The following is a 13,340-nucleotide window of genomic DNA, read 5'->3' as shown; positions in this document are numbered from 1 at the left end:
CTGCCGCGCGGTGTTGCGCTGCCATGTTTTCCGCTATTCTTGGGCTCGCCGCGGCGCCGGGCCGACATCCGCCCGTGGCCCAGCCGCACCCCAACCCAGGATCACAGGAAACCTGAATTGACGCGCATCTGCCTGAACATGATCGTGAAGAACGAGGCCCCGGTGATCGCCCGCTGCCTCGCGTCCGTCAAGCCATGGATCGACCGCTGGGCGATCGTCGACACCGGGTCCACCGACGGCACCCAGGCGCTGGTGCGCAAGATCATGGGGGACCTGCCCGGGGCGCTCCATGAGCGGCCCTGGATCGATTTCGCGCACAACCGCAACGAGGCCCTGGCGCTGGCGCGCGCCGGCGCCGAGGGCGCGGCCGGTGCCGAAGACTACGTGCTGTTCATCGATGCCGATGAAACCCTGCGCATGCCAGAAGGATTCCGCTGGCCCCGGCTGGCCGACGATGGCTATCGCTTCCAGTGCGAGCTTGGCGGCTGGCAATACCAGCGCAACGCCCTGGTCAAGGCGGGCCAGCCCTGGCGCTGGGAAGGCGTGCTGCACGAATACCTGACGCAGGACCCGGCGCACGCCTGGCAGCACCTGCCCGGCCCCGCCATCGTGGTCTCGCGCGATGGCGCCCGCGCCCGGGATCCGCAGACCTACCTGCGCGACATCGAAGTGCTGGAGCGCGCGCTGCAGAAGGATCCGGCCAATGCGCGCTACTGCTTCTACCTGGCGCAGAGCTACCGCGACGCCGGCAAGCTGGAAGCCAGCCTGAAGCGATACCAGGCGCGCGTGGCCATGGGTGGATGGGAGGAGGAGCGCTGGTTCGCGCTGTTCCAGATCGCCGTGCTGACCGAGCGCCTTGCCGCCGACGCCGCGCATGCGGCAGACCCGGCCTACGCCCCCGGCGCCGTGCGAGACGCCTACCTCGCCGCTTACCAGGCGCGCCCCGCGCGTGCCGAGCCGCTGTGCGAACTGGCCCGCTACCACCGGCTGCGCGGCGAGTTCGCGCAGGCGCATCTCTACGCCCAGCAGGCCGCAGCCATGCCCTGCCCGGCCGATACCCTGTTTGTCGATGCCGCCGTCTATGCCTGGCGCGCGCTCGACGAACTCACGGTCAGCGCGTACTACGTCGGCGCGCTGGCGCAAGGCAAGGCCGCCTTGCAAAAGCTGCTGATCGAGGAGCATTTCCCGCCCACCGAAAGCACGCGCATCCAGTCGAACCGGCCTTACTACGGGCTGTAGCTATTCAGCCATGGCCTGCTTTAGCTTGCCTTAGCTTGCCTTGACCGCCCCACGGTCCACCCAGTTGACCTTGGGGAACTTGCGCGCGAACGCCTCCGGCATCGGCACCACCTGCTTGCGCTCGTAGCTGAAAAAGACAAAGCCGGACTTGGCCATGGCCACCAGCGCCAGGTCCGCCGGGCGCGTGATGCGGAACGTGATATCGCCGCCATAGCGGTTGAAGTCCATCACCCCCACCTCGAACAGCAACTGGTCGCGGGCATGGGCCTCGGTACGGTAGGTGGTGGCCAGGTCGGTCACGATGATGCCCACCTGGTCGGTCTGCGCATCCGGCTCGTCCTCCGTGCGCAGGTCGAACAGAAAGCGCGCCCGCGCCTCGGAAATCATCGAGATCATCGAGTCGTTGCCGAGGTGGTTGGCCGAGTTGATATCGGTCACGCGCACCGTGAGGTGGGTGGAGTAGCAGAACTGGTCTTCGGGGAATTCGAGATTTAGGCGGGCCATGATGGGGATGGGGGGAACTGAGTGAGTGATTGTCGCTGTTTCTTTGAGCGGTGTTGGCTTTTGCACCTGACAGGCGTAAGACACCCCTCCGCGGGGTTGGTCGCTGTTTCTTTGGGCGGCGATGGCGTTTGCACCCAAGAGCCATACGACATCCCCCTGCGGGGGCTGCCGGTCACTCTTCTTTGCGTCGGCAAAGAAGACTAACGAGAAGAAAGCCGACCCTGCCGGGCGCAGAGCAATAAGGCTCTCGGATATCGGTAGTTGCGTCGTACGGCCCGGAGTTTCGGCGGGCTTCTGCCGGTACCGGATTGACCGGCCACGAACCTGCCAGCTTCCGGGATGCGTGGTGAGCCCCCCGGTAGCGGATATCACGTGCTTCAAGCCGTCTGTCGCTCGCGGCGTGACGGGCCACGAAGTTGCAGGCGCACCGGTTCCGTCGTGGGCGCGGTGGCACCGGGTTGACTTGCCCGAGACCTTGACCACCGCGCCCGCCCCACCACGAAACCACTGACGGGCGATGTTTCGTGGTGCCTCGTGCCGGTAACGGCAGATTGGCGAACGGGCAAGGATTCCGCTACCGGGGGCCGCACCACGCATCCCGGAAATCGGCAACGTCGTGGCCCTTCAACCCGGTACCGGCAGATGCCAGCAGAACTGTGGCCGTACGACGAAACCAGCACTCCTAGCACCCGCGATTGCTCTGCACCCGGCAGGGTCGGCTTTCTTCTCGTTAGTCTTCTTTGCCGACGCAAAGAAGAGTGACCGGCAGCCCCCGCAGGGGGATGTCGTATGGCCCTTGGGTGCAAAAACCAACACCGCCAATACCACCAACACCGCCGATAAACCACAAAAGAAAAGCCCCACAAGGGGGCCTTTCAAACGTACGGCTGGGAAAAACGATACCGCTTACACAGTCACCGTATCCGCCACACCCTTGAAGTCTTCGATCTTGTCAAAGTTCAAGTACTTATAGATCTGATCACCGTTGGTGGCCAGCACGCCCATGTCCGACATGTACTCTTCCTTGGTCGGGATGCGGCCAAGGCGCGAGCAGATCGCGGCCAGCTCGGCCGAACCCAGGTACACGTTGGTGTTCTTGCCCAGACGGTTCGGGAAGTTACGGGTGCTGGTCGACATCACCGTGGCGCCTTCGCGCACTTGTGCCTGGTTACCCATGCACAGCGAGCAGCCCGGCATTTCGGTGCGGGCGCCAGCCGTGCCGAACACGCCGTAGTGGCCTTCCTCGGTCAGTTGCTTGGCGTCCATCTTGGTCGGCGGGGCAACCCACAGCTTGACGGGGATGTCGCGCTTGCCTTCGAGCAGCTTGGAGGCTGCGCGGAAGTGGCCGATGTTGGTCATGCACGAACCGATGAAGACTTCGTCGATCTTGGCGCCAGCCACTTCCGACAGGGTCTTGACGTCGTCCGGGTCGTTCGGGCAGGCCACGATGGGCTCATGCACGTCGGCCAGGTCGATCTCGATCACGGCGGCGTACTCGGCGTCCGCATCCGGCTCCAGCAGCTTGGGGTCGGCCAGCCAGGCTTCCATGGCCTGGATGCGGCGCGACAGGCTGCGCGGGTCTTGGTAGCCTTCGGCGATCATCCACTTCAGCAGCGTGATGTTGCTGTTGATGTACTCGATGATCGGTTCCTTGTTCAGGCGCACCGAGCAACCGGCGGCCGAACGCTCGGCGGAAGCGTCGGACAGCTCGAACGCTTGCTCGACCTTCAGGTCGGGCAGGCCTTCGATTTCCAGGACGCGGCCCGAGAAGATGTTCTTCTTGCCTTGCTTGGCCACGGTCAGCAGGCCCGATTTGATGGCGTACAGCGGAATGGCGTTGACCAGGTCACGCAGGGTGACGCCGGGCTGCATCTTGCCCTTGAAGCGCACCAGCACGGATTCCGGCATGTCCAGCGGCATCACGCCGGTGGCAGCGGCGAACGCCACCAGGCCCGAGCCTGCCGGGAAGCTGATGCCGATCGGGAAGCGGGTGTGCGAGTCGCCGCCGGTGCCGACGGTGTCGGGCAGCAGCATGCGGTTCAGCCACGAGTGGATCACGCCATCGCCCGGGCGCAGCGAGATGCCGCCACGGGTGCTGATGAACTGCGGCAGCGTGTGATGGGTCTTGACGTCGACCGGCTTCGGATAAGCCGCGGTGTGGCAAAACGACTGCATCACCAGGTCGGCCGAGAAGCCCAGGCAAGCCAGGTCCTTCAGCTCGTCGCGCGTCATCGGGCCGGTGGTGTCTTGCGAGCCCACCGAGGTCATCTTCGGTTCGCAGTACGTGCCCGGGCGGATGCCCTTGCCTTCCGCCAGGCCGCAGGCGCGGCCAACCATCTTCTGGGCCAGCGTGAAACCGCGGCCAGTGTCGGCCGGGTTGTGCGGCAGGCGGAACAGCGTGGACGGGGCCAGGCCGAGCGCCTCGCGGGCCTTGGCGGTCAGGCCACGGCCAACGATCAGGGGAATGCGGCCGCCGGCGCGCACTTCGTCGAACAGCACGTCGGACTTGACGGTGAACTCGGCGATGACCTGGCCGTTCTTCAGGGCCTTGCCATCATAGGGACGCAGTTCGACCACGTCGCCCATCTCCATCTGCGACACGTCCAGCTCGATCGGCAGTGCGCCGGCGTCTTCCATGGTGTTGTAGAAGATCGGGGCAATCTTGCTGCCCAGGCACACGCCGCCGAAACGCTTGTTCGGCACGAAGGGGATGTCTTCGCCGGTGAACCACAGCACCGAGTTGGTGGCGGACTTGCGCGAGGAACCGGTACCGACCACGTCGCCCACGTAGGCAACCAGGTTGCCCTTTTCCTTCAGCGATTCGATGAACTTGACCGGGCCGCGCTTGCCGTCTTCTTCCGGGGTGATGCCCGGGCGCGCATTCTTCAGCATGGCCAGCGCGTGCAGCGGGATGTCGGGGCGGGTGGTGGCGTCCGGCGCCGGCGAGAGGTCGTCGGTGTTGGTTTCGCCGGTGACCTTGAACACCGTCACGGTCAGGCTTTGCGGCACTTCCGGACGGCTGGTGAACCACTCGGCGTCGGCCCAGCTTTGCAGCACGGACTTGGCGATGGCGTTGCCCTTGTCGGCCTTTTCCTTGACGTCGTGGAAGGCGTCGAACATCAGCAGCGTCTTCTTGAGCGCTTCAGCGGCAACGGGACCAATCTCGGCGTCGTCCAGCAGCTCGATCAGCGGGGAGATGTTGTAGCCGCCCAGCATGGTGCCCAGCAGCTCGGCTGCCTTGGCACGCGAGATCAGCTGGCAGGCTTCCTTGCCCAGCGCCACGGCGGCCAGGTACGAGGCCTTGACCTTGGCGGCGTCGTCCACGCCAGCCGGCACGCGATGCGTGATCAGGTCGACCAGGACTTGTTCCTCGCCAGCCGGCGGGGACTTCAGCAATTCGATCAACTCCGCAGTCTGCTTGGCGGTCAGCGGCAGAGGGGGGATGCCAAGCGCGGCGCGTTCGGCTACATGGGCGCGATAGTTTTCAAGCATGGGAACCTGCGGGGTGATAGGGTTATAAAAACCAGTTGTGCCGCGATTGTAAAATAAAGTGCCCCCTTGGGTCAAACGTCTTATATCTTATATAAGAGTTGAAAACAGAAAACCCAATCAAATCAAGGCCAGGCCGCATACAAGAGTTCCCCCGGCGCCATCAGGCCACCAGCGATCACTCCTGGCTCGGCGGCAGGAAAACCAGCTTCTCCTCCTCATACAGCCGGTAGATCATGTCCAGCATGGCGCGGATCTCCTCGGTCTCGTCGAGCCTGCGCATGCTCATGATGATGGGCGAAACCAGGTTGGGATCGTCCAGCTCCCGGTAGCTGATGTCGTCCCGCTTGAGGCCGTGCACGCTGCTCGGGACGATCGAGATACCCTCCCCGGCCGCCACCAGCCCCAGCGCGATCTGCAGCTCGCGCGCTTCATGGATGCGCCCGGGCTGCAAGGCCCGGTCGTGAAACGCTGCCAGCACCTGGTCGGCATAGCTTGGGCGGGGCGCCTTGGGAAAGATGATCAGGGTTTCGCCCAGCAGGTCGTGCAGGGCCAGCACGGGCTTGGCCAGCGAGAGCGGGTGCCCGACCGGCAGCGCCACGATCATCCGCTCCTCGCGCAGCACGACCCGGCGCACGTTCGGGTCCTCGTGCCGGATGCGGCCAAACCCCACGTCGATGGTGCCCTGCTTGAGCGCGGCGATCTGGTCCATGGTGGTCATCTCAACCAGGCTCAGCTCGATCTGCGGGTGCTCGGTGCGGAAGCGCCGGATGATCTTGGGCAGCATGCCGTACAGGGTCGATCCGACAAAGCCGAGCGACATCTTCCGCTCGATCTGCCCCACCCGCCGCGTCATCGACTCCAGTTCCGCGGCTTGCGCCAGCAACTGCTGGGCGTGCGCATAGAAAAAGCGCCCGGCCTCGGTCAGCTTGAGCGGGCGCGCGTTGCGCTCGAAGAGCTGCACCCCCAGGCCCTCCTCCAGTTGCTGGATCTGCCGGCTCAGCGGCGGCTGGGCGATATGCAGCCGTTCGGCCGCGCGGGTGAAGTTGAGCTCCTCCGCGACGGCAACAAAGTAACGTAAGTGACGCAAGTCCACGACTATACCTTTTGAGTATTCAGCCAATACTAAAACAGTGTTGGACCGCCGATTTTGGCACTCCTATCCTTCGCATCAGGCTGTGACAACGACTTTTTATACCTTTATGGCATTTTAATTCGAATCACGCTGCCCTGGCGGAATGCCACTGCAAAGACGGACCCCATATAGAAAACCAGAGACAAGGAGCAGACAAATGACGCACCCGGAAATCGAAGCGCTGGTGAAAGCGTTCATCCTCGACACCGCCAACGGCAAGGCCGATGCGCGTGTGCAAAGCGTGGTGGTCCGCCTGACCACCGATCTCTTCAAGGCGATCGAAGACCTGGACCTGAGCGCCAGCGAAGTCTGGAAGGGCATCGAGTACTTCGCCGAGGCCGGCCCGGAACTTGGCCTGCTGGCCGCCGGCCTGGGCCTGGAGCGCTTCCTGGACATCCGCGCGGATGAAGCCGAGGCAAAGGCCGGTCTCGCCGGTGGCACGCCGCGCACCATCGAAGGCCCGCTGTATGTCGCCGGCGCGCCCGCGAGCGAAGGCTTCGCGCGGCTGGACGATGGCAGCGAAGATGGCCAGGGCGAAGTCCTGTTCATGCAGGGCACGGTGCTCGGCACCGACGGCAAGCCGCTGCCCGGCGCCGCGGTGGAGGTCTGGCATGCCAACCTGCTCGGCAACTACTCGTTCTTCGACAAGACGCAGTCCGACTTCAACCTGCGCCGCACCATCACCACCGATAGCCAGGGCCGCTACCAGTTCCGCAGCATCGTGCCGATGGGCTATGGCTGCCCGCCGCAAGGCACCACGCAGCGCCTGCTGGACCTGCTGGGCCGCCATGGCCGGCGCCCCGCGCACATCCACTTCTTCGTGTCCGCGGCCGGCCATCGCAAGCTGACCACCCAGATCAACATCGACGGCGACGCATACCTGTGGGACGACTTTGCCTTTGCCAGCCGCGAGGGCCTGGTGCCGGCGATCAGGCACATCGAGTCCCCGCGGGCACTGGCCGAGCACGGCCTGGACAAGCCGTTTGCCTCCATCGATTTCGATTTCCGCCTGTACGCCGATTGCGCGGCAGCGCCGGCACCGGAAGTGGAGCGCACGCGCGCCGCCGCGTAAGCCCCGGCGCCTGAGGCATCTCAGGCGCCTCCGACAGCATCAGCAACGACGCAGCAACATCAGGGCCGCCCTGAGGATCCCTCACGGCCCGGCGCATCCGCCACGGATGCAGGAGACACCTCATGATCCCCATTTACCCGGACCACAGCCCGGCCCTGAAGCGCCTGGACGACTACCTGGTGGAAGACCGCGAGACCGGCGACCACCGCCTGCATCGCAGCGCCTTCACCGACGAGGCCCTGTTCGAACTCGAGATGAAGCACATCTTCGAGGGCAACTGGATCTACCTGGCGCACGAAAGCCAGATCCCCGGCAACAACGATTACTACACCACCTACATCGGCCGCCAGCCGATCGTGATCGCACGCAACCGCCAGGGCGAACTCAACGCGCTGATCAACGCCTGCACCCATCGCGGCGCCATGCTGTGCCGCCACAAGCGCGGCAACAAGGCGACCTACACCTGCCCCTTCCATGGCTGGACCTTCAACAACAGCGGCAAGCTGCTCAAGGTCAAGGATCCGGAAGGTGCCGGCTACCCCGATTGCTTCAACAAGGAAGCCTCGCACGACCTGAAGAAGGTGGCGCGCTTCGAGAACTATCGCGGCTTCCTGTTCGGCAGCCTGAACCCGGACGTGGCGCCGCTCAAGGATTTCCTGGGCGAGGCGGCCAAGATCATCGACATGATCGTGGACCAGTCCGCCGACGGCCTGGAAGTGCTGCGTGGCGCGTCCACCTATACCTTCGAGGGCAACTGGAAGCTGCAAACCGAGAACGGCGCCGACGGCTACCACGTCTCCGCCGTGCACTGGAACTACGCCGCCACCACCAATCACCGCAAGCAGGAAAACGCCCGCGAGGACAAGATCCGGGCCATGGATGCGGGCAACTGGGGCCGGCAAGGCGGAGGTTTCTACGCGTTTGACCACGGCCACATGCTGTTGTGGTCGCGCTGGGCCAACCCGGAAGACCGGCCGAACTTCAACCGGCGCGATGAATTCGCCGAGCGCTGCGGTGCCGAGACGGCGGACTGGATGATCCAGAACTCGCGCAACCTGTGCCTGTACCCCAACGTCTACCTGATGGACCAGTTCGGCTCGCAGATCCGCGTGCTGCGCCCGCTGTCGGTTGGCAAGACCGAAGTCACCATCTACTGCATCGCGCCCAAGGGCGAAGCCGACGACGCGCGCGCGCGCCGCATCCGCCAGTACGAGGACTTCTTCAACGTCAGCGGCATGGCCACGCCCGACGACCTGGAAGAATTCCGCGCCTGCCAGCAAGGCTATGCCGGCAGCGCGGTGGCATGGAACGACATGTGCCGCGGCGCCACGCACTGGGTGGAAGGCGCCGACGAGGCCGCCCGCAAGATTGGCCTCAAGCCGTTGATGAGCGGCGTCAAGACCGAGGACGAAGGCCTGTACACGGTGCAGCACCGCTACTGGCTGGACGTGATGAAGCAGGCCACGGGAGCCGAAGCCAGCAAGATCAGCAGCGCCGGGAGCGAAGCATGAGCACGACCGCAGCTACCGCAACGACCGCACCTACCGCACCTACCGCACCCATCGGCCTTGCCGAGATCCAGGCCTTCCTCTACCGCGAAAGCCGCCTGCTTGACGACGAACAGTGGGATGCATGGCTGGCCTGCTATCACCCGGATGCCGCGTTCTGGATGCCGTCTTGGGACGATGACGACACCCTGGTGACCGATCCGCAGCGCGAGATCTCGCTGATCTACTACCCGAACCGCCAAGGCCTGGAAGACCGCGTGTTCCGCATCAAGACCGAGCGCTCCAGCGCCACCATGCCGGACACGCGCACCAGCCACAACCTCAGCAACGTTGAACTGGAGCGCCAGGAAGGCAGCGTCTGCACGGTGCGTTTCAACTGGCACACGCTGAGCCACCGCTACAAGACCAACTACAGCTACTTCGGCATGTCGCGCTATGTCATCGACTTTGCCGGCGGGCGAGCGCAGATCCTGGACAAGTACGTCGTGCTGAAGAACGACTACATCAACCAGGTCATCGACATCTATCACATCTGAGCGGACGCACCGGAGGAACCACGCCATGGAATACAACATCGCTCTGCAGTTTGAAGACGGCGTTACCCGCTTCATCACCTGCGCCGCCAACGAAACCCTGTCCGACGCCGCCTACCGCCAGCAGATCAATATCCCGCTGGACTGCCGCGACGGCGCCTGCGGCACCTGCCGCGGCTTGTGCGAATCCGGCGAGTACGACCTGCCGGCGTCGAGCTATATCGAGGACGCGCTGACGCCCGAGGAAGCGGCCAAGGGCTACGTGCTGGCCTGCCAGACCCGCCCGCGCTCCGATTGCGTGATCAAGGTGCCGGCCTCGTCGGCCGCCTGCAAGACCGGCGTGACCAGCTACCAGGGCAAGCTGGCGGCGGTGGACAAGCTGTCGGACTCCACCATCGGGTTCTCGATCGACCTCGGCGATACCGCCGCCCCGACCTTCCTGGCGGGACAGTATGTGAACGTGGAGATTCCGGGTACCGGCCTGACCCGTTCGTACTCGTTCAGTTCCGCCCCCGGCGCCGCGCGCACTTCGTTCGTGGTGCGCAACGTGCCCAACGGCCGCATGAGCGAGTTCCTGAGCAAGCAGGCGCTGCCCGGCCAGCCCATTTCCTTCGCCGGCCCCTATGGCAGCTTCTACCTGCGCGAAGTGGCCCGCCCGGTGCTGTTCCTGGCGGGCGGCACCGGCATCGCACCCTTCCTGTCCATGCTGGACGTGCTGGCCGCGAACGGCAGCCCGCATCCGATCCGCCTGGTGTACGGCGTGACGCATGAGATCGACCTGGTGGCCCTGGAACAGCTCGACGAAGCCAAGCGCAAGCTCGCCGGCTTCGCGTACCGCACCTGCGTGCTCGATCCGGTCAGCAGCGAAACCCGCAAGGGCTATGTCACGCAGCACGTGGAGCAGGACTGGCTCAATGGCGGCGATGTCGACATCTACCTGTGCGGCCCCGTTGCCATGGTGGACGCGGTGCGCGCCTGGCTGCAGGACGCCGGGGTGACGCCGGCCAGCTTCCACTACGAAAAATTCTCGGCCAGCAACGCTACCTGACCCACCTTCCACGGATCACAGACATCACAGACAAGCCATGAACAACAACGCGCGCTTTAGCGGAAAAATCGCCGTGGTAACCGGCGCGGCGCAGGGAATTGGACGCGGCGTGGCGCTCGCCGCCGCGGCCGAGGGCGCCGGCCTGGTGCTGGTCGACCGCTCGGCACTGGTGCATGAGGTCGCCGCGCAAATCCTCGCGAACGGCGGCCAGGTGCTGGCCGTGGAGGCCGACCTGGAGACCTATGCCGGCGCCTGCCTGATGACCAGCGCGGCGCTGGAGGCACATGGCCGCATCGACGTCCTCGTCAATAACGTCGGTGGCACCATCTGGGCCAAACCCTACCAGGAATACGAGGAAGCGCAGGTCGAGGCCGAGATCCGCCGCTCGCTGTTTCCCACCCTGTGGTGCTGCCGCGCCGTGCTGCCCGGCATGATCGCGCGCAAGCAGGGCGTGATCGTCAATGTCTCGTCCATCGCCACACGCAGCATCTACCGCGTGCCCTACGCGGCCGCCAAGGGCGGCGTCAACGCCCTGACCGCCAGCCTCGCCTTCGAGCACGCGCAGGACGGCATCCGCGTCAATGCGATCGCCACCGGGGGCACCGAAGCGCCGCCGCGCAAGGTGCCCCGCAACACGGCGGAGCAGACCCCGCAGGAAGCCGCGTGGTACCAAGGCATCGTCGACCAGACCATGGCATCCAGCCTGATGCACCGCTACGGCACCATCGATGAACAGGTGCGCGCGATTCTGTTTTTGGCGTCCGACGAGGCCTCATACATCACCGGCACCGTCCTGCCCGTCGGCGGCGGCGACCTGGGCTGAGCGCGGCGCATTGCCTGCCCCTTCACCCAGCAAGCCGAGCAGTTCCGGCCCGAGCCTTGCCGACAGTGCCTGGTTCGCCGGCAGCCAGAGCGCCAAGGCCCGCTCCAGGCACAGCGCCCCGGCCTCGGTCAGCCAGACCGCGCGCCGCCGCCGGTCACTCTCGGCGGTCACGACTTCGACCAGGCCTGCGCCGGCAAGCTGATCCACGTTGCGCGACATGGTGGACTGGTTCAGGCCTGCACGCAGCGCCAGCGCGCCCAGCGTGTCGTCCGGCGCCGACGCGATCAGGCACATCAGCCCAAACTGGGTATTGGACAGGCCGGCAGGCGCCAATGCGAGGTCCAGTTCGGCGGTAAAACGCCGAGCCAGCATGCGCGAGAGCCAGCCAAGATCCGACCCGAGCACTTGCGCGGCGTCCGCGCGCAATGTTCTTGGCGCTTGTCTTTGTTTATCCATGCTCCTATTATATGCAGATACATTCAATGTATCTGCATATAATTTCTCACAAAAAAAGGAGACACATGGCGGACTATCGTTTTGGCTTGGCCGACCCGGCAGACATCGCTGGCATGAGTGGCAAGGTGCAGCTCCAGGCAATCATCGACGGCCAATTGCCGCAGGCGCCGATTTCACAGGTGCTGGACTTCTGGCTGGTCGAAGTCGGTGACGGCTTTGCCGCTTTCGAAGGGGAACCTGCTCAGCACCTGCTCAACCCCATGGGCACCGTCCATGGCGGCTGGGCACTGACGCTGATTGACAGCGTGACCGCTTGCGCCGCCCACTCCCTGCTGCCGCCGGGTGCTGCCTACACGACGGTCGAAACCAAGGGAAACTTCTCCCGGCCAATCAAAACCGACACCGGCCGCGTGCGGGCGGAGGCGAAAGTCGTCAGCCAGGGGCGCCAGATTATTGCCTCGGAAGCGCGGGTTATGGCCAGCGACGGACGCGTGCTGGCGCACGGCACCTCGACCCTCCTTGTTCTGTCCCCAGGACGATAACGTAAGCCTGTACGCGCCTGGCGCCACGCGCCCACCCAACCCGAAGGCGCACATTTATCTGACAAATCAATCGCTTAGCCATCCGGCGTCACAACCGATGCCGGTACTTCCACGCTCGCTCTCACGCTGAACCACCCGCGCATCGACATGCCGCCGCCATCCCCGCGGCACCGGATTCCCCTGCGGATTGTGCAGTGGTCTCCCGCCATCCGGCCTGCCATGCGGGTTTTCCTCAAACATCCCTCTCAAGTTCCGTGCCCGTCATTCGTTAACCCCTGTAAGACCATCCGCGCGATTCGGATGACAAGACCTGTTCGGCTCAAAGGGCCAAGCTGAGCGGGTTTCACCCTTTTTTTCGGCCCTTTGCTTGCCGGTCATTCCCTCAAGAATGGCAAGGCATTCCGATACAGGCATCTCATGGCGAATACGCTCACTTCTTCCCAGGCTGACGGCAACACGAGCAAGCGCGGGCGACTGCTGCTGGTGCTCGGCGTCGTGCTCGTCGCGGCGCTGGGTGCCGGGGGCTTTTTTCTGGGCAACATCCTGAGTAACCGCCAACCGGCCGCGCCTGCCGCTCCGGTTGTACCGCCGCCGATTTTTGTGCCGCTGGAAGCATTTACCGTCAATCTGAAGAGCGATGACGGCGACCGCTTCCTGCATACCGGTTTGTCGCTCAAGGTGGCGGACGCGAAGGACCAGGCGCGCATCACCGAGTACCTGCCGGAAGTCCGCAGCCGTATCTTGCTGCTGCTGTCGGCCAAGCAACCGCCCGATCTGGCGACGGTGGACGGCAAGCGCAAGCTGGCCCAGGAAATCAAGAGTGTCATCAGCCAGCCGTTCGCGCCCAACCTGCCCAAGCAGCAGATCCTGGACGTCCTATTTACTTCCTTCGTGGTGCAGTAAGCGCTTTGCCCTGCCCCACCAGCAACTCCGATATGAATGCGTCCTTGTTTTCCTTGCCTGTCTCACAGCGCGCGCGCCAACGCCAGCG

12 protein-coding genes are annotated in these 13,340 nt (G+C 64.7%); 8 read left to right on the top strand and 4 right to left on the bottom strand.

What is annotated here, in order from left to right:
• Nucleotides 1-117 precede the first annotated feature (117 nt).
• A complete protein-coding gene (locus ACX12D_RS33545; protein ID WP_459375241.1) occupies nucleotides 118-1,239 on the top strand; it encodes a tetratricopeptide repeat-containing glycosyltransferase in 1,122 nt (373 codons plus the stop codon).
• Between the two features lie 30 nt (nucleotides 1,240-1,269).
• On the opposite strand, the gene ACX12D_RS33540 is transcribed toward ACX12D_RS33545, so the two are convergent.
• The 3 genes from ACX12D_RS33540 to ACX12D_RS33530 form a co-directional block, all read right to left on the bottom strand.
• Nucleotides 1,270-1,743 carry a thioesterase family protein gene (locus tag ACX12D_RS33540; protein WP_441640326.1) on the bottom strand — a complete coding sequence of 158 codons (474 nt, stop codon included), beginning with the start codon at nucleotides 1,741-1,743 and terminating at the stop codon, nucleotides 1,270-1,272.
• Nucleotides 1,744-2,649: 906 nt separating this feature from the next.
• A complete protein-coding gene (acnB, locus tag ACX12D_RS33535; protein ID WP_459375240.1) occupies nucleotides 2,650-5,235 on the bottom strand; it encodes a bifunctional aconitate hydratase 2/2-methylisocitrate dehydratase in 2,586 nt (861 codons plus the stop codon).
• Nucleotides 5,236-5,410: 175 nt separating this feature from the next.
• On the bottom strand, nucleotides 5,411-6,328 hold the full coding sequence (locus ACX12D_RS33530; protein WP_459375239.1) for a LysR family transcriptional regulator: 918 nt from the start codon (nucleotides 6,326-6,328) through the stop codon (nucleotides 5,411-5,413).
• A gap of 196 nt (nucleotides 6,329-6,524) precedes the next feature.
• On the opposite strand from ACX12D_RS33530, the gene catA reads away from it, so the two are divergent.
• The 5 genes from catA (at nucleotide 6,525) to ACX12D_RS33505 (ending at nucleotide 11,351) form a co-directional block, all read left to right on the top strand.
• A complete protein-coding gene (catA, locus tag ACX12D_RS33525) occupies nucleotides 6,525-7,439 on the top strand; it encodes a catechol 1,2-dioxygenase (protein ID WP_459375238.1) in 915 nt (304 codons plus the stop codon).
• Nucleotides 7,440-7,561: 122 nt separating this feature from the next.
• Nucleotides 7,562-8,950 (top strand): benzoate 1,2-dioxygenase large subunit, encoded by a 1,389-nt coding sequence (gene benA / locus ACX12D_RS33520; RefSeq protein ID WP_459375237.1) that lies wholly within the window; start codon nucleotides 7,562-7,564, stop codon nucleotides 8,948-8,950.
• Entirely contained in the window at nucleotides 8,947-9,483 is a 537-nt protein-coding gene (benB, locus tag ACX12D_RS33515; RefSeq protein ID WP_459375236.1) for a benzoate 1,2-dioxygenase small subunit, read from the top strand. Before benA ends, benB begins: the two co-directional genes overlap by 4 nt.
• 25 nt (nucleotides 9,484-9,508) lie before the next feature.
• Nucleotides 9,509-10,528 carry a benzoate 1,2-dioxygenase electron transfer component BenC gene (gene benC, locus ACX12D_RS33510; RefSeq protein ID WP_459375235.1) on the top strand — a complete coding sequence of 340 codons (1,020 nt, stop codon included), beginning with the start codon at nucleotides 9,509-9,511 and terminating at the stop codon, nucleotides 10,526-10,528.
• Between the two features lie 37 nt (nucleotides 10,529-10,565).
• Nucleotides 10,566-11,351: a 1,6-dihydroxycyclohexa-2,4-diene-1-carboxylate dehydrogenase gene (locus tag ACX12D_RS33505; RefSeq protein WP_459375234.1), complete on the top strand. Its 786-nt coding sequence runs from the start codon at nucleotides 10,566-10,568 to the stop codon at nucleotides 11,349-11,351.
• Here the strand turns inward: ACX12D_RS33505 and ACX12D_RS33500 are convergent.
• Nucleotides 11,301-11,807, bottom strand: a complete 507-nt coding sequence (locus tag ACX12D_RS33500) for a MarR family winged helix-turn-helix transcriptional regulator (RefSeq protein WP_459375233.1) — start codon at nucleotides 11,805-11,807, stop codon at nucleotides 11,301-11,303. The genes ACX12D_RS33505 and ACX12D_RS33500 overlap by 51 nt on opposite strands.
• A gap of 65 nt (nucleotides 11,808-11,872) precedes the next feature.
• On the opposite strand from ACX12D_RS33500, the gene ACX12D_RS33495 reads away from it, so the two are divergent.
• Together ACX12D_RS33495 and fliL are read left to right on the top strand one after the other, a co-directional pair.
• The gene (locus tag ACX12D_RS33495) at nucleotides 11,873-12,349 is read left to right on the top strand and encodes a PaaI family thioesterase (RefSeq protein WP_459375232.1); all 477 of its coding nucleotides are present in this window, start codon (nucleotides 11,873-11,875) and stop codon (nucleotides 12,347-12,349) included.
• 417 nt (nucleotides 12,350-12,766) lie between these two features.
• Complete coding sequence (gene fliL, locus ACX12D_RS33490; RefSeq protein WP_441639460.1) at nucleotides 12,767-13,252, top strand: flagellar basal body-associated protein FliL; 486 nt, start codon at nucleotides 12,767-12,769, stop codon at nucleotides 13,250-13,252.
• Nucleotides 13,253-13,340: the final 88 nt, after the last annotated feature.

It is taken from the genome of Cupriavidus sp. PET2-C1, from assembly GCF_054515855.1.
This window is presented reverse-complemented; position numbering and strand designations above follow the sequence as displayed.